This window comes from Cyclobacterium jeungdonense (assembly GCF_010994275.1).
GTDB lineage: Bacteria > Bacteroidota > Bacteroidia > Cytophagales > Cyclobacteriaceae > Cyclobacterium > Cyclobacterium jeungdonense.
In genome coordinates this window covers 185,787-208,670 of the sequence record NZ_WMCD01000008.1, presented here as the reverse complement: position 1 = coordinate 208,670, position 22,884 = coordinate 185,787, and the positions used below count along the sequence as shown (strand labels likewise).

The 22,884-nt window shown below is 44.7% G+C and carries 15 protein-coding genes; 4 read left to right on the top strand and 11 right to left on the bottom strand.

Going from position 1 to position 22,884, the window contains the following annotated elements:
* Positions 1 to 47: 47 nt before the first annotated feature.
* The gene (locus tag GKS34_RS23625) at positions 48 to 176 is read right to left on the bottom strand and encodes a hypothetical protein (protein ID WP_262888584.1); all 129 of its coding nucleotides are present in this window, start codon (positions 174 to 176) and stop codon (positions 48 to 50) included.
* A gap of 52 nt (positions 177 to 228) precedes the next feature.
* Here GKS34_RS23625 and GKS34_RS16385 point away from each other — a divergent pair, with 52 nt between their 5' ends.
* A complete protein-coding gene (locus tag GKS34_RS16385) occupies positions 229 to 1,206 on the top strand; it encodes a glycosyltransferase family 2 protein (protein WP_163386058.1) in 978 nt (325 codons plus the stop codon).
* On the opposite strand, the gene GKS34_RS16380 is transcribed toward GKS34_RS16385, so the two are convergent.
* From GKS34_RS16380 to GKS34_RS16360, 5 genes are read right to left on the bottom strand one after another with little or no spacing between them, the layout of a single operon-like run.
* On the bottom strand, positions 1,201 to 2,478 hold the full coding sequence (locus GKS34_RS16380; RefSeq protein WP_163386057.1) for a M16 family metallopeptidase: 1,278 nt from the start codon (positions 2,476 to 2,478) through the stop codon (positions 1,201 to 1,203). The genes GKS34_RS16385 and GKS34_RS16380 overlap by 6 nt on opposite strands.
* Complete coding sequence (gene porV / locus GKS34_RS16375) at positions 2,475 to 3,692, bottom strand: type IX secretion system outer membrane channel protein PorV (RefSeq protein WP_163386056.1); 1,218 nt, start codon at positions 3,690 to 3,692, stop codon at positions 2,475 to 2,477. The genes GKS34_RS16380 and porV overlap by 4 nt, the downstream gene beginning before the upstream one ends.
* Positions 3,689 to 6,952, bottom strand: a complete 3,264-nt coding sequence (gene porU, locus GKS34_RS16370; RefSeq protein WP_163386055.1) for a type IX secretion system sortase PorU — start codon at positions 6,950 to 6,952, stop codon at positions 3,689 to 3,691. The genes porV and porU overlap by 4 nt, the downstream gene beginning before the upstream one ends.
* Positions 6,936 to 7,640, bottom strand: coding sequence for a CDP-diacylglycerol--serine O-phosphatidyltransferase (gene pssA, locus GKS34_RS16365; protein ID WP_163386054.1), 705 nt, complete (start codon positions 7,638 to 7,640; stop codon positions 6,936 to 6,938). The genes porU and pssA overlap by 17 nt, the downstream gene beginning before the upstream one ends.
* On the bottom strand, positions 7,637 to 8,290 hold the full coding sequence (locus tag GKS34_RS16360; protein ID WP_163386053.1) for an MBL fold metallo-hydrolase: 654 nt from the start codon (positions 8,288 to 8,290) through the stop codon (positions 7,637 to 7,639). Before GKS34_RS16360 ends, pssA begins: the two co-directional genes overlap by 4 nt.
* 56 nt (positions 8,291 to 8,346) lie before the next feature.
* Between GKS34_RS16360 and GKS34_RS16355 the strand changes: the two genes are divergently transcribed.
* From GKS34_RS16355 to GKS34_RS16345, 3 genes are read left to right on the top strand one after another with little or no spacing between them, the layout of a single operon-like run.
* A complete protein-coding gene (locus GKS34_RS16355; RefSeq protein ID WP_163386052.1) occupies positions 8,347 to 9,402 on the top strand; it encodes an NAD(P)/FAD-dependent oxidoreductase in 1,056 nt (351 codons plus the stop codon).
* Between the two features lie 30 nt (positions 9,403 to 9,432).
* A complete protein-coding gene (locus GKS34_RS16350) occupies positions 9,433 to 12,882 on the top strand; it encodes a biopolymer transporter Tol (protein WP_163386051.1) in 3,450 nt (1,149 codons plus the stop codon).
* Between the two features lie 16 nt (positions 12,883 to 12,898).
* On the top strand, positions 12,899 to 13,777 hold the full coding sequence (locus GKS34_RS16345; protein ID WP_163386050.1) for a YicC/YloC family endoribonuclease: 879 nt from the start codon (positions 12,899 to 12,901) through the stop codon (positions 13,775 to 13,777).
* Between the two features lie 8 nt (positions 13,778 to 13,785).
* On the opposite strand, the gene GKS34_RS16340 is transcribed toward GKS34_RS16345, so the two are convergent.
* The 5 genes from GKS34_RS16340 to sov form a co-directional block, all read right to left on the bottom strand.
* The gene (locus GKS34_RS16340; protein ID WP_163386049.1) at positions 13,786 to 14,145 is read right to left on the bottom strand and encodes a DUF2237 family protein; all 360 of its coding nucleotides are present in this window, start codon (positions 14,143 to 14,145) and stop codon (positions 13,786 to 13,788) included.
* An 83-nt stretch (positions 14,146 to 14,228) separates the two neighbouring features.
* Positions 14,229 to 14,903, bottom strand: a complete 675-nt coding sequence (locus GKS34_RS16335; protein ID WP_163386048.1) for an energy transducer TonB — start codon at positions 14,901 to 14,903, stop codon at positions 14,229 to 14,231.
* 74 nt (positions 14,904 to 14,977) lie between these two features.
* On the bottom strand, positions 14,978 to 15,343 hold the full coding sequence (locus GKS34_RS16330) for a VanZ family protein (RefSeq protein WP_240459336.1): 366 nt from the start codon (positions 15,341 to 15,343) through the stop codon (positions 14,978 to 14,980).
* 25 nt (positions 15,344 to 15,368) lie between these two features.
* Positions 15,369 to 15,746: a glycine cleavage system protein GcvH gene (gene gcvH, locus GKS34_RS16325; protein ID WP_163386047.1), complete on the bottom strand. Its 378-nt coding sequence runs from the start codon at positions 15,744 to 15,746 to the stop codon at positions 15,369 to 15,371.
* Positions 15,747 to 15,796: 50 nt separating this feature from the next.
* Positions 15,797 to 22,867 (bottom strand): T9SS outer membrane translocon Sov/SprA, encoded by a 7,071-nt coding sequence (gene sov / locus GKS34_RS16320; RefSeq protein ID WP_240459335.1) that lies wholly within the window; start codon positions 22,865 to 22,867, stop codon positions 15,797 to 15,799.
* Between the last annotated feature and the right edge of the window lie 17 nt (positions 22,868 to 22,884).

Here is a 22,884-nt window from a genome sequence, read left to right as displayed (position 1 = left end):
ATTCGAGTGGTTCTCAGGTAGCTGTCAGTTGGATTAGAATTGCTAATTTAGCCAAATAGAATGTATCCTCCAGCCAGTATCCGGGTATGCCGTAGAAAAGAAAGGCTGTTGCTGCTTTTTAGGCTGTTGTCTAAGACGGGTATGGGTTTCTTGTCAACATCAGGTTGATGGTACATGGGGTAATATTCCCTGCATGAAGAAGGGGTAATAGAAAGCTTAATTGCTCAAATGAATCAGAAGGAGAAGGAAAAGGAACCGCTGGTTTCTGTGATTTGCACTTGTCATAATCAGGCGCCTTACGTAGCAGCTGCTTTGGAAAGTGTCTTGCGGCAGGACTACTCAAACGTAGCGCTGTTTGTAATAGATAATGGGAGTAGTGATTCCTCACAGGAAGTAATTCGGGACTGGGAGGAGAAAAACAAAAATCAAATAGAAATCAGGTACCAGTTTCACGATACTCCAATCAACTACTGTCGGGCATTCAATATGGCTTTGACCCAGGTCAGAGGAGACTATGTGGTAGATTTGGCAGCTGATGATTTCCTGGCCCCCCGTCATCTGACCAGGGCGGTACACCGTCTGCAGGAAACAGAAGCAAAAATTTATTTCAGCAATGTTCTCCAGTTGTTTTCCGATGGGAGGGCGCGTCCTTTTTATCCAGTGGATGATTCGGGAAAAGCAACGGTTCCTGTTTTGGCAGGCAATGTGTTCGCTGCCGTGGTGAGGAGATACATCATTAGTTCCGCCTCTCTGGTATTGGATGCGGCAGTACTTAAAGCGGCTGGTGGCTATGACGAAACCCTGGCCTATGAGGATTTTGACCTGCTTGTGAGGATGGCAAGAGACCATGCGTTTGTCTACGGGGATTTTTTAGGAGTAAATAAGCGAATCCTGGCAGGTTCTCTTTCTACCCGGCAATACCAATCAGGCCATTCAGTCTTGCTTCCTTCCACCTTCCGGGTTTGTGAAAAAGTAGCCGCTCTGGTACGAACAGAGGAAGAAAAACATGCCTTGAAATTTCGGATTTTGCACGAGACTAAACATTCTCTAGCTTCCGCCAATTTCAAAATGGCCAGGCAATTTTTAGAATTATATGCGGGCAATTTTCCCCGTAACTGGAAATTTTATCTGTTTAAAGTCTGGTTGCTGACCAAATGGGATGTGTCTCGTACTTACGAGTGGTGGATAAAAAAGCAAGTGTTATAGCTGACCAACAATGACTTCCTGCATCGATTTGGGAGAAAAATAATTTTCACCCATTTCCTGTAATTGGCTGCCATCAAAATCTTTTATGAAGGCCAATTTTCGGGCATAAAATGAAAAATCAAGCCCTTCAAAATAAACCAACTGGAAGTGACTCATCAGGTCAAAAGGGCTACTAAAGTTAGCCAATAGGTTTCCAGCCAGGTAGTTTTTTATTTTTTCCAATTCTTCCCCAGGGATTGGATCCGTTATCAGACGCTGAATTTCCTTATAAACTTCCCGGATCACCTCATCACCATAGCCACCTTTCACGTCAGCAGCCACCATCCAGTAAGAGCCGCCGTTAAGGTTGCCTAAAAAACTGTTGATTCCGTAGGTATACCCTTTTTCCTCCCGAATATTACGAATCAGGCGGCTGCCAAAATAACCTCCCAGGACGGTGTTGAACAAGGAAAGCGGCAGGTAGTCCGGGTGGGTAAGCGGGACCATCCATTTGCCGATACGGATACTAGATTGGAGGGCATTGGCTTTCGCTTCGGCTTGTCTACCTAGGGTCGGGTTAGCCAGCGGTGGGCGGATGTTTTTTCCTGAAAACAGTGGTAAATCCCCAAAATAGTTTTCCAATAAGGTGAGTTCTGCTTCTGAAAGTTGCCCGGTAACAAATAAATGAGGCTGGGTAAGAAATTCGGTTTGGTAATAGGAAACAAGCTGCTCCCGGGAAATGGCATCTACATCCGATTCGGTAGCCTGTAAACCGAAGGGATGCTGCTCCCCAAATAGGCCGGATCGGATTAGTTGATTGGCCCGGGAAGAAGTTTGTTCATTCTGAATGCTGATGCTAAGTTTTTTCTGGGATTTTCGTTTTTTCAGGTTCTTTTCAGGAAATACAGCCTCTGTAAACAAGGAACGAAAAACCGGTAAAACCTTCGTAAGGTGTTTTTTAGTAGTTAGCAAGCTGAGTCCCTGCCGTTCATAGCCTGAAATCACTTCTACCTCCGAGCCGTGGAAATCAAAAAAATCATCTAATGCCTCCGATGGCAAATCTTTTGTTCCCTCTGATAGCATGTGCAGCATAAAAAAAGGAACCAGCGGATAAAAACCTTCCTTTTCCTTGAAATGCACCGGAAAGATTACTTCCATTTTTACCGCATCAATGGTTGGGGAAGGAATATAAAACAACCGGGTGCCTCCTTTTAGGTAGCGGCATTCGGGTGGAGTTAGGTTGATTTGATCGGGTATCTGGAATGTGGGAGCCTGACTGCGGTCTATGCTCATCTTGGAACGTTATATAATAGTGTGAACCTCAGGGTTTCTGCCAATGGATGATTTTGTACCTGTGGGACGAGGTAGGAAAAATCAAACCCAAGACGGTTGAATTTAAACCCCACGCCCATGGTAAAATACCTGCGGCCACCTTTTTTAGGGTTTTCATAGAAATAGCCGGCACGCAAAGCAAATTTATCGTCGTAGGAATATTCCGTGCCGAAAGAAACCATTACTTCCTGGATTTCTTCCCGAAACCCATCCGGGGCATCAAACGGTGATCCGAACATACCGCTGATTAAAGGCCGGGTTGGATCCTTTCCAGCCTCAATAACCGGCTCGTTGGTATTGGGGTCCAATACCAATTGCCCGTTTTCATCCACCTCATACAATGGAGGGGTAGGAACCAACATTTTATTAAAATCCAGGGCAAAGGTGATGGTATTCAGTTCGTCCATAGGAATCTGCAAAGCCGATCCGAACTTCAGGTTGGTAGGCAGGTAATCCAGGTCCTCGGCACTGTTATAAGTGATTTTCGGGCCTATATTCGAGAGGTTAATTCCCCAGGAAAGATTGGCCTCTTTATCCGAAAGGATTATTTCCGAAGTGTGGTAGATCCCCACATCCGTGCCTATGCTTACTCCGGGTCTGCTTTCGTTTCCACCGGCAGAGCTTAAATTACCCGAAAGATTAGAATGGATGAATCGCGCGCTGATACCAAGGGAAAGATTATCCGATAGCTTTCGGGAGTAGGTTCCTCCTATTGCGATGTCCCGGGGGCTGAAATCCCCCAGCGGATTTCCTCTGGTATCCGTCAATTGGATATCGCCCATATTAAAATACCTCAAATCCAAACCAAATGCCGAAACATTATCTATCCGCTTGTAACCAGTCAGGTAGTTCAGCGACATGTCAGGGACTAAACGCCCCAGCCAGGGAGAATAGGACAACGAAAACCCCATGTCATCTTCGATGAATGCAAGCTTGCCCGCATTCCAATGGGCAGAGTTGGCATCAGGAGAGGTGGCCACCCCCACATCTCCCATACCTGAATGCCTGCTGTCCGGGGCAAAATTGAGAAAGGGTACTGCGGTAATGATTACACGCCTATCGACATCCTGCCCGGATAGCTGTGGTATGGAAAGTTGTGCATGGCTATCTACCTGAAAAGCGATGAACGCCACAAAAAAAAGTGAGAGTTGAAGAATGTTTTTTATCAATTTCATTGAATAATAATTTTGCCTCCTTTTCTTCCTGAAGTGCCGTCTTCTTCAGAAAAGAGTTCTATTTGGTAAAGATAAGTTCCTTTTGCCGGATATTTGGTTTTGCTTTGTAAAAATATCCATTGAATGTCTGTTAAAAACCGTTCGGCTTTTGGAAAACGCCGCTGCAATGAAAATATTTCACTTCCTGACAAAGAAAATATGCTTAAGTTCAAAAGTAAATTTTCTCCCGGACGATTGTGGGAAATGAAAAAATGCACCTCATTCGAAGCCGGGTTGGGGAAGGAGCGTACGGTTTCCACCAGGAACTTAAGACTGCCTTCCACTCTTAACTGAAGGGTGGTTGTGGAGGTATTTCCCAAGAGGTCAGTTGCTTTAATCTCCAGGATATTCGTGCCTTCCATCAGGTCCTGCATGAGAAACTTAAGGTATCCTTGCCGGTAATTTCCCGACCTGGCTGTATAATAATCCGTGATAGAAACCGGGTTTTTTTCATTGAGTTTTACGGTGATGCTTTCCGGATTACCCGAATCAATACCGGATTCATCAGTTAGAAATATCCAGATAGGACTTTGTGCAGTAGGTATAAGCTGCCGTGTTTCCAGGCTGTCAAATACAAACACCTCCATTTCCGGACCGCTGTTATCCGGACCCACTCCGCTGTTTCCGGATTGTATCGGAATCTCGGATCCACCAAAGGCCTCCCGCGACCGCTGGTTATCCATTGCGTAAAGCTTGATTTTTCCGGTAACAGCTTCTTCACTCAATCCCCTATTTCCCAAAAGAAGTTCCCCTTCAAATTGCCCGGCTCTAACCCTTCCTGTACCCCGAAATAAAGGTTGATGGTAATCCAGAAAGGTGGTAACCGGGCTTTCATTTCCTACTGTTTCTACAGATTCCGGTTCATTTTCGATACGAATTTCATACGTTCCGTCAAAGCTTGAAATCAGGGCTCCGGTAAGAGGGTCCTGTATTTCTCCATGGTATTGTATGCGTTGAAGCCCGGAAAGCGTGTCTGTTTCCAATCCGCTTTGGAGGTTTTTCAGGGAAGTAGTCATCGCTTCCAATTCCGGAATTGTCAATCGTAAGGATGGGTCGCCCAAAAGGGAGAAATTTCGGTTTAACGATCCGGAAAGGCTTTCATTTTTGGTTTTTTTGAAAATCTCTCCTAAGGTTAAGGTTCCTCCGGCATCAAAGACCGCTTCAATGAAGGCTTTGTTTAAGGTAAAATTGACACTGCTGAATACCGGTCTTCCGGTAGATAATACAGCAATAGCCCCTTTGTTTTTGGCAAACAGCAATTCTTCTGCACCTGACCGTAAGAAGGGGCTGTCGTGCCTTCCAAATTCACAGGTGGCGGTGACAAAAATGGGGTAACGCCTGTTTTCGGCCCAGTCATCAATGTCGGGTACCGTAAAAATCTGCTCGGCCGCCCAGGTTAGTTCATTGCCATGACCTACGTAATTAACCATTAACAGCCCGGAGTTAATCTCTTCTTCCAACTTGTTTTTTGCTTCAGGTACGGTTGGTTCGGATGGATCCTGTTCAAAAACATCCAGGTATAATTTTCTAAGCTCAAATTCGGGATGGGTTTTATGCAAATAGGCTGCGTGCCTTTCAGCATCTCGTAAGTGAATGTTTTGGTCCCCGTCGTCGGCGACAAACAGCAGTTTTCTTTTCCAGGGGCCTGCGGTAGCTTCGCTGTACTGAATGATCTTGTCCACGGCTATTGCCGCTTCTCCAGGGCTGATGGCGGGTATTCTGCCTACTCCTATGTCCAATTCGTGGTCCCCCGCATTGGATTCCTCCCAATGACCTTTACCCATTGCCAGAAATCCAAAGTAATCATCTGAACCAAAAGTAGTCAGTGGATCCAGACTGCTTCTTGAACTGTAGGTGGGAACCAGGTTGGGTCGTCCTCCTAATTTTTGCTTATAATCAAAACTTCCCTTTCCAAAGAAAAGGACGTATTTGAGGTTTTTCCCCAGCTGCCACTGAATGGCCAGGAAGTTACGGATGCTGGTTACGTCCGGATTCCCATAGCCGAAGCTATCGTAAATAGCCTGGGTTACCACCACTGTAGTTGCAATCCCTTGAGTATTTTTAAATTGGGCCAGCCTTTCTGCCTGGGAAAGAAGCGAGGGGGCGGTTACAATGATCAACTCAGGAAAGCCGGAAGGTAACCCGGTAGGCGAAGAGATAGCTATAGGTTTAGGAATTTCGGGAACCTGCTCAGGGTCAAAAACCACTAGTTTTTTGGCAGAGGTGGTGATGGACTGATTCGATCCGAGTGATTTTACACGATGAAAGTCACTGACATCCCAAACGGTGTGCAGATTTTCGGAAATCAAGGTGGCATTTTCAGACAGGTTGTAGAAAACACCAGCAGGTAGGGCAGAGGGCGCATAGGGAAAGCCAACCAGTAGGTCTTTCAGGTAGCCTGCTCCGTTTGGGTTTGAGGTAGTATAGGCAAAGCGTATGGAGAAGTTTCCGTTTGTTTCTGCAACTGGCAATATTGATTCAAATAAAGCTTCCTTGCCTTTGACAGCGTAGCGACTGTCGGGGATAGAGGGGATCAATAGTTCGCCTAATGTTTCACCATGGGAGCTGAACCGAAATTGGCTTTCGCTAAAGGATTGGGCCATCATCCGGGCACGAATGAATACCTGTCCATCCGGTAAGGTCTCTGGGAGTGGAAGCGTGATGGTTTGAGTGCCGTTATTAAATGTACGCAGACCGTACCAGGACCTTCCCGAAGTCAAGAGGTTATATTCCTCCGATTTAAAACTATGGAATTGAATTAGGGATCCATTCCAGGACTGTTGCAGAGGATATACCTCTTTTTCGGAAACATTTCGGACAGGATTCTTCGGGGCCATTCCGGTCCGGATCAGGTAGAACAAGCTATCAGTGTAGGGATGGGTCTCTAATTGGGCCTCGCCGTTTTGCAGATTCACCCGATCGGGCTGGCTAAGAAAGAAATAGAGATTGTCGCCAATCTTTTTTTGAGGCACTTCTTTCGAGTAAAACAGACTGCTATCCAGCTTTTGGGTTAAGGCTCCGTCTTCACCGTATAGGGAAATTTCGTCCAGATTACCCAAACCCCAGGCATTGGCCTGATCCTGGGAAAGCCGGTAAATGCCTTCGGAAACAATGGGGATTTTAAACTGTTGCTGGGGGAAAATCGGAGCGGCCAGCATTAAAAATAATCCCACCATCAAGCCCCTACTCATGTCCATGGAAAAGTTATGTTTCCCCTTCATTTTTTTCCAGTCGATTGCTGATCATGGACAGGAAAATATAAGAAACTACCGCTATGGGAATGCCTGCCCATCCCCAAATTAAAATTCCTGCCAATGAAATTAACAGCATGAGGTAGCGGGATTCGTTTTTTTTCCAACCAAAATGCTTGAACTTCAATGCCAACAAGGGTAGTTCCGCAGTCAATAGGAACGAAAAAATAAGCGTTAAGGCTGAAAGTACCCACGGATTGTTCCAGATTCCTGCTAAAATTTCCATTTCTTGGCCCATCAAAGGAAGGGTTGAAAAAAACAAGGCATTAGCCGGTGTGGGCAAACCTATAAACCGATCGGTTTGTCGCTCGTCAATATTGAATTTGGCAAGCCGTAAGGCAGACTGGATCCCTATCAAAAAGCCAATGTAAGGTAAATATGCCGGTCCTTCGGATGATTGGATCAGCAAAAAGACGATAAATGAAGGTAGTACTCCAAAGGTAACCAGATCGGCCAGCGAGTCCAGTTGTTTGCCAATCTCACTATGTACGGCAAGCATTCGCGCAGCGAAACCATCGAAAAAATCAAAAATGGCTGCTGCCAAAATAAAATAAAAACCATAAACAGCCCCGTTCACCATGACGTAATGGATCCCCACCATTCCTGCTAAAAGATTCAGACAAGTGATCAGGTTCGGGATGTGTTTGGTTAGCTTCAAGAGGATGCTGTTTTGCCTACGAATGGATTGGTTTCCTTTTCTTCTCCAATGGTTGTTTTGGGACCGTGACCGGGATATACGACTACTTCATCCGGCAGGGCAAAGAGTTTTTCCCTGATGGCTTTAATAAGTGTTTCGTGATGACCTCCGGGGAGATCGGTACGTCCAATACTTCCCTTAAAAAGCGCATCACCTCCGATACAGGTTGCCGACTCCTGGTGATAAAACACCAAATGACCCGGAGAGTGCCCGGGGACCCAAAGAGAAAGCAATTGGGAATTCCCAAACTTGATATACTCGCCTTCCCGAATGTAATGGTCTGCTTTACTTTCCTGATATTGGGCAAACCCGTAATTTGGAGCGTAACTGCTAACCGCCTTTAGTATTGCCTCTTCTTCCTGATGATACCATAGTGGAATGTCATAGGTACTTTTAATAAAGGCATTGCCCAGTACATGGTCAATGTGACAGTGGGTATTCAGTAATTTGACGGGTGTCAAACCATTTTTGGAAATAAAGTCAAACAATTCCCCTTTTTCTTGTTTTTCATAACATCCCGGATCAATGATCAATGCTTCCTTACTTTCATCGTAAACCACGAAGGTGTTTTCTGCAAAAGGGTTGAATGTGAATGACTTAATCTGTAACATAATAAAATGGTTTGAAATTCAAGTTCAAAATAACAAAGAATGAGTTAATTTAGACTATGGAAGTTGATTTTTTACTAATTGGTCAGGGTTTGGCTGGCAGTATTTTATCTTACCGCCTGATAAAGGCAGGGTTTAAGGTATGCCTGGTGGACGATGGTAGCCCTACGAGTAGCAGCAAAGTCGCTGCCGGACTATATAATCCCATTACCGGTAGAAAAATGGTAAAAACATGGCAGGCTGATATATTGTTTGATGAGATAGAAACGTTTTACAAAGAATTGGAAATCGTTTTAAACCAAAACTTTCTGCATCCCACCGGCATCTATCGGCCATTTATTTCCTACGAGGAGCAAAACGAGTGGGTGGCAAAAAGTGCAGATGCTCAATACGACCGGTATATCGGCGAGGTATTCCGGGAGCCGGGTTTTCCCGGGGTCAGTGATCCTTTTGGTGGGTTGTTGCTCAAATCATCCGGGTACCTGGATATAAAAAAGATGCTTCAAGCATACAGATCCTGGTTGATGAACAGGGGAGACTTGATCCAGAGCCGCTTTTCGGAAGAGAAACTGATAGAAGAGGCTTCCGGAAATTGGCAGTTTCAGGAAATCCATGCACCAAAACTGATATTCTGTAATGGAATAGGAGCTAAGGAAAGTGCCTTTTTCAAATGGGTTCCTTTTACCCCTGTGAAAGGAGAAATATTGACGGTCAGGCAAGAATTTACATCGCGAGAAATAATCAACAGAGGGGTTTTCAGAATTGATTTGGGAAATGGGATAGCGAAGGTGGGCTCTACTTATAATAATCGGGAAATAGACTTGACACCAACTATTTCCGGGAAGCGTGAGATTCTGGATAAATTGCGTCAACTCGTCCCAATAGAGGTCACCGGGATTGTTGATCATCAGGTAGGGATCCGTCCGGCTATGGGGGACCGTAGACCTGTACTGGGAAGGCATCCTACGAAAGCGAACGTTTACCTATTCGGAGGTCTGGGAGCGAAGGGGGTATCTCTGGCTCCTTATTTTAGTAAAGAAATGACCGAATATTTAATTTCGGGCAAGGAACCTCAAAAAGAAGTGAACATAAATCGTTTTTTTAAGTATATTTAAGATATTGGCAAACAATTGGAAGGCAAGTAAATGAGACTTAAAAATCTAGCACTTATTTGGGTACTGGTTTTTTGTAGCTGTGGCGGTTCGCTTATGGCTCAATTTGATCAGGAAAGATTTGGGAAAAACAGGATTCAACACAAGGAAAAAGATTGGTACTTTTTCGCATCAAATAATTTCGAAGTTTATTACTACGACGGCGGGCAGACCAATGCCAGAATGGCGATCGATTTTTTGGAGGAAGAATTTGATAAATTAACTCAGTCGATCGGCTACGTGGCGTATACCAAACCAAAAATTTTTATTTACAATTCAAATCAGGAATTGCTGGAAAGTAATTTAAACCTGAATAACAATAATTACACGGTAGATGGTCAAACTTTTTTCAGCAAGCTGCTTGCGGAAGTAGCCTATTCTGGTTCCTGGGAGTCTTTTAAAAGTGAATTACTTTACAAGACATCAAAAATAATTATCGAAGAAATGCTGTACGGTTCCAGTATTTCCGATGCTTTTCAGGCGAATCTGATAAACAATTTCCCGGATTGGTTTATAGACGGGGCAGCCAGGTACCTGGCCTATGGATGGAGCAGGGAGATGGATGATTTTGTCAGGCATTACCTTCGAGACAATGAAAACCCCAAACTTTTTAAATTACAAGATAAGGAGGCTGGTCTGGTAGGGCAGTCTATCTGGAATTACATTGTAGAAAAGTACGGCAGAAGATATATATCCAGCATCCTAAATTTAAGTAGAATCAATCGAAACGAGGAAAACAGCATATCCAACACCTTGGGAAGAAGGTTCCGTGATTTTACGAATGAGTGGAGGGATTTTTACACCGGGATTAACAAGGATGTTTTCCAAAACTTCAAGGATATCAACGAAAGTAATGTCGTCGTTTCTACTCCTAAAAATAAGTATGGTGCCCTATCCAGCCTGAGCTTTAGCCCGGATGGTAAGCACCTGGCTTACGTCCAGAATGTGGAAGGTAAGTACAAAGTGAAAGTCAGGAACCTCTCAAGTAATCGGGAAAGGGTTATTTTAAAGGGAGGTTACGCCTCCTATGAGCAGGAAGCAGATTACACTACCCCAGCTCTGGCCTGGAGAGATACGCTGAATCTGGTTATCGCAACCTTTAAACGAGGAGTTACCACATTGCGCATGCGCGCAATTGATGGAAGTAGTCAGGATAAAATATTTTTGCGGAATATCACCCAAATTCTCGATCTGGATTTCGCTCCCGATGCTCGCACCATGGTTCTTTCCGCTATTAACAACGGGAAAACCGACATTTATACGCTGAATATGCGTGGGCAGGGCACAAGACTCACAAACGACATATTTGATAATCGAACACCCATCTATCTGAACGATTCCACCATCATTTACTCCTCCAACAAAACCGACCTGCCGGATAGTCTGATGACAGGTGTGATGGATGTACATCATTTACCGGATTATTACAACCTCTACCAACTGAACCTTGGAGACAGTATCTATGAAAATCGGTTGACAAACCTGAACCACATAAACCTGCATCCCAAAAAGCTCAATAATGCGATGATTCTGCATCTTAGCGAACAAAGCGGTATTACCAATATCATGCGGCTGGGTTTAGGGAATTCGATTTCAAGCCAGGTTTCTGCTTTCAATAAAAGCGTTGAATCTTTTGATTATGATTTGCAGACGAATAAGTGGGCGTATGCCGTAAGAGATGGAAGTCAAAGTAAATTGGTTGTGGAAAGCTTTCCAAATCTAGACCAGTTTACACCCAGCACACCCAGGATACAGTTGGAGCAAGCAAAAATGCTAAACGAACGGATCTCCAACCGGAGAATCCAACGGGAAGACGAAACTGATGATGAGGCAGGTCCTGACGAGGAAGATCAAGTGGGGACTATTGAAAATGAAACCAATGAAACTGAAACGGAGGCAGCTGAAGTAGCCGAAGCGGATTCCAGTGCAGCGGTGGTAAATCTGGAAGATTTGCTAATCGGAGGAGCTGTGGAGGAAGGGATGGCTCCGGAAGCCAGCGAACCGGTCCTTATGGACAGCGTGCCGGAAAGCACAACACCCCAAACCACTGCCATCAATGTAGACCGGCTCAGGTTTGAGCGGGAAGAAGGTCTGGATACCGATAATTATACCTTTGATACCATTCCGAACCTTTATGGGCAAGAGTCATCTCGTGGACTTCAGGAGGAGCCCTCCCCTGCAGAAAGAAGAAGTAATATACTGGATGCCTTCAGGCAGCAAAACACGGTGAAACGGATTCAGGGCCCAAGAAATTACATCCCTCAGTTCATCACGACCAGTCTGAATACCTCGTTTATCGTGGATCCGTTAAGAGGTTTCGGTATTAACTTAAATGGCAGGATGACCGATCTTCTTGACAATCATTCGATAAAAGGAGGAATCATGGCCGCTATGGATTTTCAATCCGGTAGCGATGTGTACTTTGAATACGAATACCTTAAATACCGACTTGACTTCAGGGGAAGATTTGATAGAAGGTCGATTATAAGAGACGAAGGTGATCTCACCTCCCAAAAATACGTTCTCTCGAAATCTGAGATCAGCGTTTCTTACCCCTTGTCGGTTAGTACCCGGGTAAGTCTCGCCCCATTTGTGGCTAAAACCCAGTACTTCAACCTAAATCCGGATTCCATACTCAGAGGAGGTGACGGCCCTCAAAACAGGCTGGATATCAATTACGCAGGCGGGAGAGCTGAATTGGTGGTGGATAAAACAAGGCAACTGGGCCTTTATATGGAGCAGGGCTTGAAAGGAAAAATCGGAATGGTCCATTACCAGGGGCTCAATATGACTGAACGCTCCTTTACCAATGCCTACCTGGATATTCGTAATTATCAGAAAATACATAAAAATATTACTCTGGCCACGAGGCTTTATGTGGGTAGTTTCTTCGGAAACAACCCACAAAAATACCTGGTGGGGGGGATGGATAACTGGTTATTTAATCAGTTTCATCAGCCCCCAACCAACAGGCCTGAAGTTTCCCCTATCCGAAATGAGTCGGGCGTGGAAAATTCCAATTTATTGTTTGCGGAGTTTGTAGATCTGCGAGGTTTCGATTACGATGAAATCAGAGGAAATAATGTGATTACCTTTAGTTCCGAATTGAGGATTCCTTTATTTTCTTACCTCTCCAGAGGGAATATTACCTCAAATTTTATCAGGAACTTTCAATTGGTAGGGTTTTATGATGCCGGATCTGCCTGGACCAATGCAGCACCCTGGGAAAGGGTAAACGATCAAAATACCGAAATAATCAATACTGAAGGGTCGCCATTTGTCATTACACTAAATAATTTTAATAATCCATGGTTGCAAAGTTATGGGGCAGGTATACGAACCGTTCTATTGAATTATTACGTAAAGCTGGATGCTGCACGACCTGTTCGAAATTACACCATAGAAAAGACAAGATTCTATGTAACTTTGGGCTATAATTTTTAAAGACTAATCTTTTGTGATGATAAAATCCATGACAGGCTTTGGCCTGGCTGCCTTTGAAGACCAGAATTATTCCATTCAGATTGAAATAAAGGCACTGAATTCCAAATTCCTCGATCTTAGTTTCAGGTCTCCCAAACAGTTTTCGGATAAGGAAAACGAAGTAAAAACCCTGGTATCTGCTGCATTGGAAAGGGGAAAAGTGAATATCTCCATTGAATTTGTTTCAAAGTTAGATGACGAACTTCCGATCGTAATACAAGAGGATCTTTTTCAAAGATACTTTCAAAAATATGCTGAAATGGCCGCATCGGTGGAAACCAATACACCTGAACTATTCAAACTGGCACTGCAATCTCCCCATGTGATACTTTCAAATTCGGACAAGTCAGACAGTGCGGAAGCTTGGGAAAAGGTGAAGGAGGTGTTGATACAAGCCTTGGAAGAATGTGACATCTCCAGAATAAGAGAGGGTGCTGTATTGATGGAAAAATTCTCCGAAAGTCTTGACTTGATTCAGAGGGGTTTGGATAGCATAAAAGAATTGGCACCAATTCGAAAAGAACGACTAAAAAATAAAATAAAGAATAATTTTTCAGACTGGGTCAAAGAGCAGGATTTTGACGCCAATCGCTTTGAACAGGAATTGATTTACTATTTCGAAAAGCTTGATATCTCAGAGGAAATAGTGCGACTCGAAGCGCATCTAAAGTTGTTTTCTCAGGTGCTGAATTCAAATCGATCAGAGGGTAAAAAAATGGGCTTTGTCAGCCAGGAATTGGGTAGGGAAATCAATACCATTGGATCAAAAGCCAATGATGCCACAATACAGCATCAGGTAATCAACATGAAAGATGAATTGGAGAAAATAAAGGAACAGGCGTTAAATATTTTGTAAGCCCCTCCTTATTTGGCTGCGAATTTCACTAATTCCTCCAGTCCTATCAGGTCTAATGTTTTTTCGTGAGTGGCCTCCAATAGTACCTTGGGAGCGACATTGGCATGGTAGGCCTGGATCCATCGAGTCAGACACAGGCACCACTTGTCACCAGGGATTAAGCCTGGAAAATCATATTCAGGCCTGGGAGTAATCAAATCGTTACCCACTGACTGGCTAAATTCCAAAAATTCTTTTGTCATAACGGCACAAACGGTATGGGTACCGGTATCATCCGGGCCAGTGTGACAGTACCCATCCCTGTAAAAGCCAGTTTTGGGGGTGAAGCAGCAAGGTTTAAGGGTTTGTCCAAATACGTTTTTTACCATGGCTGGGACAGCTAAACAAAAAAACCATAGATGAAGATACATCTATGGTTTTTTTTGTCTAATATAACATTTAACGCTAGTAATTAGCTTAGCTTAAATCGGATTGGAAGTCTCATTTTCACCCTAACTGGCCGACCACGTTGTCTACCTGGTTCCCAAGCTGGAGCGTTTCGGACCACTCTCATGGCCTCTTCATCACAGCCTCCGCCGATTCCTCTCAGGATATCAACATCCTGTATGGAACCATCCGTATTTACAACGAAAACAACGTAAACTGTACCTTCGATTCCCATCCTTCTGGCTTGGGTTGGGTACTTCAGATTATTTGAAAGGTATTTGTTCCAACCTTCCATTCCTCCCGGAGGCGTAGGCATATTCTCTACTACGTCAAAGATCTCATCTGCTTTTTCTTCAACAGGCGCTTCCGCGATCTCAACTTCTTTGATAACCGTTTCTTCCTGAACGTCTACGTCAAAGTTAACCTCGATTTTTTCTTCGATTTCAACTTCATCTGGAATCTCTTTGATCTCAGGCTGCTCTACCGGTGGTGGCGGTGGCGGCGGTTGCTCAGTGATGGGAATATCTAATAATTCTTCAAAGTCATCATCGATCGATCCTAAATCCTTGAGCTGGCCATCATCATACGACCTATACTCAAAAGCAAATAGAACCAGACCAACACTGACCATCAACCCAAGATTCAGGAACATTCCTGTCTTTTTGGTTAGATCAGCTTTTGGCGTTTTTTTGGCTTCCATGGTATAATTCCTTTTTTTATTTTATTGAATCGGTTTGTTTATTCCAAGTAACAATCATAACAAATTATTTTTATTTATACAAGAGTGCTGCTCTTCTTATTCATATAAACAAAAATAACTGTACCAATAGTTCCTCCCAATATATTGGTGATAATATCCAGGTAGTCAAAAGACCTGCCTGGAACCAGTAGTTGCAAGTACTCTGTGAAGATAGCAATAAAAATCCATAAAACTAAGTATTTAGTAAAATTATTTGATTTTTCTCGCTCTTTGGGCGTATATTTTTGGCGTATTACCCTGTTCCATAGAAAGGCCATTCCGCAGAACATTCCAAAATGGATCAATTTATCGGAGCCGTAAAAATGCGGTAGCTCCGGAACATTGCTACCGGGGCTGAATAGGGCATATGCCATGCCCAATGACCATCCGAATGCGAGCATTTTCCTAAGATTCAAAATCTCTTGTTTATTGCCCGATTAGCGTTTCATATTCCTCGGGTGAAAGCAAGGCAAGGCCGGTCTCGTCTTCCAATTGGATTTTTATCATCCAGCCCTTGCCATAAGGGTCGTCATTGACTAATTCCGGAGATTCTTCTAATTCTTCATTCAATTCCAGGATTTCACCACTAACTGGCATGAAGAGATCCGAAACAGTTTTTACGGCCTCTACCGAGCCAAAAATATCTCCTGCATCCAGGCTTTCCCCTACGGTGTCTACCTCTACAAAAACGATGTCCCCTAATTCCTTTTGAGCAAAATCAGTGATACCTATAGTGGCGGTTTTGCCTTCGATCCGGACCCATTCGTGGTCTTTTGTGTACTGTAAATTTTTTGGAAAATTCATTGGCTATTCATTAACAACTCAAAAATACGATGTTTCTTATCAGGACAAAATTATTGGCTTAAATTAAATGTCAATTGGCCTCCAAAAGAGGTAGAGCTTCTCCTGAAAGCCGTTGAGACTTTCGGATCGTTAATGGTTCGGTCAAAATAAAACTGGATATTTAATTTTTGGTTAACCACATAGCCTATGCTGGGCCGTAATTGAACATTCAGGTTTCCATTAGTGAGGGTGTTTTCTCCTTCAATTTTCCGCTGTACGGTATTGGTGTCTACGATTCGGGTAGATATCCTTATAGTCAGGTCATTATTCAGCACCTCTTGTCTCCCTTGAATCTTGAAGGGTACTTTTACCCCGGCCTTGGTATACCCCAGATCAAAGCGAAAGTCCTGGCTGTTTTGTTCCGTCACCTGGGCATTGGAAAAATTTAATCCGATATTTCTTTGGGTATTGTATTCAAAGCTAATATTCATCCGGTCTTTGGTCAGTAAGTCCACGCCGATCAGGGGGCCGAATTCCTCGGAAATGACGACATCGTTCAAAATCATAATGGGAATATACGATCCAAATTCATCGGTCATGCTGGGCATGGGCAGTTGTTGCAGGGTGTTGTACAATTCCAATCCTTCCTGGTAAATCAGGGCATTGGAAAAATTACTAACGTCATAGGTAGATGTGTAATTATGGGTAAGATTAATGGAGGAAAAATATTCGCTTAAGGCTGGTAATCGGGCCAGTCCCCGGTATTCTACCCGCCAATTAGGTAGCGGAAATTTTGGGAATGGATTCAGCGAAACAGAAGAAGCCTCTTGACCCGAATAAGCCGCTAAGAAAGCGGGAATTAACACATTTTGCCCGTTGATGTTATAGGCGCCACCCGGATTTTCTGTTTCCAGCCTGGACTGGATAATGGACCGGAAATTTTCAAAGTTCGTGAAAAGAGGCGAAACATTTTGTGTGTCCTGGCCATTGAATACTGTTTTCAGGATATTGTAACTAATACTATAAGACCCTAATCTATTGGGGTTGATTGAGGTAAAATCATCCGCTCCCGGTCCGGATCTGCGGAATATTTCACTGTAATCACCATTTTCCCGTTTACGGAAGTCTACCGTAATCCGAAAGTCTGTTAAGGGCTCTATTAGCGAGCTTACCTGTAAGTTTTTAGATTGGTTTTGGCGAAAGGCTTGGGTAAGGGAGGTGCTGGCAGCCAAAACGCCCCGATTAGCCAGTTCATAGCGTACATCACTGTTCTGGCTACCCATTAAAAACCCAAGGCCTGGGTTTAGAAAACTTTTGTCCATACCTAACAAGCCGGTGTTTGGCAGGTAGCCTGGTAGAAATGTTCCTTCCGTAATTTGATACCGAAAATTTACTTCCTTTATCATCATCAGAAATTTCAGGGCCTCTGCCCCAATACCCTCGGTGGAGGGTTCGTCTTCATCTTCCTCGTCTTCCGCGGCAGCAGGCGGGGGAGTTCTGCCGGGTATTGTGGGGCGTTTTGGCGCATTTAAAGCATTGAGTCTTTTGTTTTTATTATACAGTTGCACCAAGTCCAACTTGCCGGAAACCGACCGGTCCCGGGAGTTTTGAATTACATTTCCAAGTGTATCTTTCTGCCCGATGGCCCCCGTGAGCCAGCTGTAGGTAGCTTCGTATCTCAAGTCGGCGCTAATCCAGTCAGTAATCGGCGATTTTTCCAGCGGGAGGCTGTAGTTTACCACTGCCTGTTGGTTGTAGTTAGTGGTTCTGCCCAGCCTTCTGATGTTGTTTCTCAGCGAATCCAGTTTTCCCTCTGTATCCAGATCCCCTTCAGGTTCGTCTACTACTGCACTTACACTGGAACTTACATCTACGGACAGGCTTTCGGTCAGGTCCCAATTCAAGCCATAAAAGCGGTTGATGTAAAAACTTTTCTGAAACAGGGGATCCACTCCAGCAGTACTAAGCTGGTCGTTACGGTTTTGGGTGCGCATAAACCTTCTGTCGACATCGATCCTTGCCGAAACCTGACTCGGAGAAAAATTGATGTTAAAATCCCGGATTAACTGCAGGTGGTCACTTCGCAGGAAGCCCATTTTCTGAAAAGGGGTGACGATAAGGGGATCCGGCTGGTAGTTATAGGCAATGCTTCCCCTGTAGGTTTCGAAGTTGTAACTTTCCAGTTGGATATTGCTTTGCTTTACCGAGCCATAGGCATAGGAGAAGGAGAAATTTTCAAGGTCATAAAGGCGGTTGGTTTCTTTTTCCGGATTCCTTATTTTTCGCACATTGTTCAGACTAAAATTATTTCGTTTGGATTGGTCCAATACCAGGTTTTGATAGGCTTCCCGCTCGGCGCCCGTGCGGAATTTTTGCAGGGCTATTTCAAAAGGTACGTCTGGATTTAAAGGATCAAATTCCGGTTTCGTGGTTGAATTTTCCACACTTACATAAAGCGGAATACTCATGCCCAATCCTTCAGGTAAAATTTTATCCACACTTACATTGGCCGAAACGTCGTATTGGGTAGTGGATTCCCGCGCCCTTTCTGATAGTCTGGTTTCCAATCCCCCGAAGCCGAATGTGTTGTGCCTAATGGAGGAAGAAATCGTAGCCACATCGGCAATTTGAGCATTTAATCGAGCATTGGCTGCCCAACCGGAAGACTTATTGAAATCAGTTGCCCGCAATTCATTTGCCCAGACGCAAACAGATTTGCTTGCTCCTCCGGTGATTCCCGGGTTGCGGATACCAATCATCATTCCCTGTATGAAATTCAGCTCCGGCCTGCCCACAACGGTGATCCGGTACTGCCTCACCTGTACGGAATAGGGGAGGTTCTGAGGTCGTTGGTTGTTGTCTCTTTCCGCTTTCACGCCTACAATTTCATCGATGGCTACATCTATTTCATTTTCCAATGGCCAGATTTGCCGGGGATCTCGTGTGCCGGGTGGCGTGATATTCAGGGGCACTTCGATTTCGTAATAATTGTCAGTGTAATCCGTACCTATACGCAAGAAGGCTGTCAGCTCACCGTCGGTGGCGTCCTGACTATCGGCATGCAAAAACATTTTTAGCCTGCCGTATTGGACCAGGTCCTGGCTTGCATTCTTAAATACGGCCCGGGAGTCCCTGCTTTGAAGGTTTTCTACACAAAGTCGTAGCGATTGCTCATTCAGCTGTCGTTCGATGGTGGAGGTATTATCCCGGTCTCTGAATATGCCTGGAGGTAACACATAAGGGCTTTGGTTTTCGCCACCTTGCCCATTTTCTTCAATATTTACCACCCCAACGGTTAAGTTGGAATTGTCAGGTTCGGGTATTTCGGAAAATCCTTTTTCAAAAAGTGATTCCTGAAATATCCGCCATTGGCTACCTACCAGACGGAAATGACCCATTCTCAAAACGACGGGTTGTCGGAAATCAGTAAGGTAGGTCCTCATGAACCGAATTGATTTAAACCCGGAAATATTTCCTACGGATGCGTCCGGCTGTCGAATAGGTATCCGGAACAAATACCAGTTAACTTCTTCTCCGTTTTCTACATGGGTGACACGGTCTACGATGTTGTTTTCGCCGATTTCCATTTCACCTGGACGAAGATCTACTTCGTATTCGTAATAGCTTTCTACTTCGTTCAGGGTATTATCGTTGTTCAGATCCTCGTTGTCCGGAACATTGGAACCAGAGGGAGTGTAGGGCAGGTTGGTATTAGAAGTGATGGGCGTATTGCCTTCCAAGCCATTGAACTTCTTGTACCTTTCCAGAATTTTCACATCGTTTTGATCAAATTCATTATCCAGGTAATACCGAAAATCATCTGCTGCAGGATCTTCAATTATCCGGTCCAGGGATTGGGGAGTTACATTGAGCCGGTTTAGGAACCTATCCTGGTAAAATTCAGCTTCCGCTTCGCTGCTCAGACCATTCAATCCCACATCCTGGTTCTCCCTGGCTTCCGGGGAATTGTCAAATGCTGGCGTAAGAAACTGCTGGTTGGTCACCCGCCCCCATTCATTGATGGACGTACTTGCCGCATCTCCATCGGCTGGCAATCCGTTTTCAAATGCATGGCGGCCGTCTACAATTACATCTTCGGATATTTCACCCAGGTTAAAGACCAATTTTCCCCCAGTGGTATTGTTTTCGTTGAAAACGCCATCCAATACCCTCCCATTTGGCCCTGGAAGGAAAGGGTCCATCAGCCAGAATTCAATGTATTCGATATTCGTTCGGTCAAAGTCTACTTCTGAAGTAATTGCTCGGGTAACGCCACCGTAATTTTCTCTGGGATTGGGAAGCAATCCGGAACCATCTAGGGAAGGGTTGAAATTATACATTCCTCTTTCGTGGGGAAAATACGCCATTTCAAACAAGGGCTCCGGGGTGATCAGTACATCCCTATTGCGGCCCTTAAAAATTTCCTGGGGAAGTACCCGGCGCACATAATGATTTCGCCGGTCATCATTGGTAATGTTTGGGGGGACCCCTCTTCCTGAGGGTCTGTAAAACACGTTATCTATGGAATACCAGGCCAGCCTGGCTCTCTTGTACGCATTGCCCAGCCTATCCTCCGTCATGGGGCTTTCATCGAAATGGTTGTCTTCGGTGAATGGGGTGGCAGCTAATTTCCAGTTCTGGGGCGAAGAACCCAAATTGAACGGGATGATGGCTGTCTCAAAATCATCGATATAGGATGCTCCCTCTCCATCAACCTGATTGGAAGTACCGGGGATCAGGTGGGCAAATTCACCACTGAATTGAATCAAAGAAGTTTCTTTGGTCTCGGTAAAAGGCAAAGCATCCGCCAGCTTGGTGAGAAATAGAGACTCCTCATTGTAGTTCACGTCCAATCCCCAGAGTGAGTTCCGGAGGGTTTCATTACCAGTAGCGATCCTTGAAATATTAGGTCTTTCGTTGAGGTAGAGAAACGTGCCCCCAATATTAAAATTTTCGTTAACCATGTAATCCAGGCGGGTGCCCAGCAAACTTCGGGTCTGAAAGGAGACCAAATCGGCTTTTTCAAAACTGACACTAATTCTTTTGCCCGATTGCAAAATGCCCTCATTGATAATGACCACCCGGCCGATATTGTAATCGACGGTGTAATCCACTCCCTCCGTAAGTGGGATGTTTCCGGCGGTTACCAAAACGGACCCTTCGCTGATATTCAAGCCGGGCAACATGATTTCCGAAGCAGATCCCGAGGTAAAGCTGCCTTTTAGGAAATATTTGTTCAGACGTGTGACCAGTTCTGCATCCGCCTGGGTAGTTTGATATAAGGTGTCGTAGACAAATTTGTCTATCAGGTTAACCTCTGAGGGTAGAAAGTAGTCTTCAAGTGTCTCCCCGAAGGGTTCCAACACCGGAAATATTACCAGCCCCTGCTCGGGTCGTATGGTCAGGCCTTGTACGAAGTCAAAATTACCATCCGGTTGTGGATCGTTTTGCGGATTGAGGTCATCCAGTTTCAGGAGGCGAATTAGGGGGATGTCTTTGACATTTTGCCCTTCAAGCAAGCTGGGATTGTCCAGACCCGTGCGGTCATCCCGGTAAATAACCTGAAGCTGAAAGCCTTCTTTTTGGATTTGATTGGCATTCAGGTTGTAAATATTTTTCATCATCAGGTCCCAGGTAGGAATTCGGGTATTGATCCGCGCTGGGCGGAGCATTTTCAGGAAGATGACATCGTCTTCCGGCCTGTTTTGATAATCCTCAGATAGTTCTCCTACCTTATAGCTTTGACCGTTATAGGTGTATTCGTAAGATACGGCAATAACCTCATCGTTTTGGAGTTTCCGGGACAAACTGAAATAGCCCAACTGCCGGTGAAAGGTGTATTCGTTTTCGGCCAGTTTACGTGCGCCATTGATTTGCTCAAATTCCACGCCTCTTTCCAGACCCAAATCAGAACTGATGGCCGTGGCTGCAGTCTCGAAATCCCGGTATGCTGTATTGTTCCTTAGGGTATTGTAAAGTTCGTTGGCACTGTTGGCCGCGGGAGATTGGGGGTTACCGGGACCGATGCCAGGGTTTTCAGGATTATAAATTCGCTGGCCTTCCCCGAGGTCCATAAAGGCAGCGAAGTTTCGTAACGTTTGTGTGTTATTGGCCCGGTTCATTATGTAGACCTCTACCCGGGTAATTTGTACTCCTGACAAAACCTGAGGAAGCCCCCTTAACCAGTTTTCATAGTTGTTTCTAAAAAAATGACTTAGAAAAAAGTGGCGGTTTTCGTCGTAAGCGGAGGCTCGGACTTCAAATGGCCTTCCTTGATTTCCTCCTTCAATAATAATTTCATCCCTTCGTCCCCGTTGTGTGGAAGCTACGGTTGTCATGAACAGTTTACCAAACTGCATCTGGGTTTTCACGCCAAAGAGGTTTTGCGCACCCTGAATCAAGCTGTTTTGGATAGGCATGCTGACATTACCAATTTCTATGGTTTTCAGAATGTCCTCATCGAAGCCGGCATATTCCACCTTTAGCTGGTTTTCGAAATCAAACGAATTGTTGCTGTCAAAATTTGCTCCAATCCTCACTTTTTGCCCCAGCATGCCGTTGACGCTCATTTGTATTTGTTGATTGAAATTGAACCCCCCATTGCGTTGCTGTCTGATGGGAATGGATGGGTTATCAATTCTCCGGAAGATACCCCCGAAATCCAGGTTTACATTTCCGGTAGGCACAATGGTAATTTCGTTTCCGCCAAATATCCGGTCAAAGGTAGGACTCATGGTAATGGGAGGAATGAGTCCTCTGCCCCCAACAGCACTCTCTCCGTCAAGTCCTCTGGAGCGGTTTCGCCAATATTCCTGGCGGATGCGCAACTCCTGCATCCGGGAATATTCCTCAAAGTCCAGTGAATACCCTGGATCCAACGAACCAGAATCCAGGTCCTGATAGATCCTGTAATTAACCGCCGTATCTACTTCCACCTCAATCCGTTGATTTTGGTTAGGTGATAGGATAAAAGGAGATTTATTTCGTAAAAATGGGTTTTGATAGGGGTAGAGAGGCTGCGTATTGAGGTCATCCCAAAGCAGAAACGAAGGTAATTCCTTTCTCTTGTTTAAGGTGTCCATTTTAGTAGGAATGGTATCGGAAGCTGGCTCCTGATAGGCATTTGCTACGGAATAAGACATACCTAACATCAGACTAA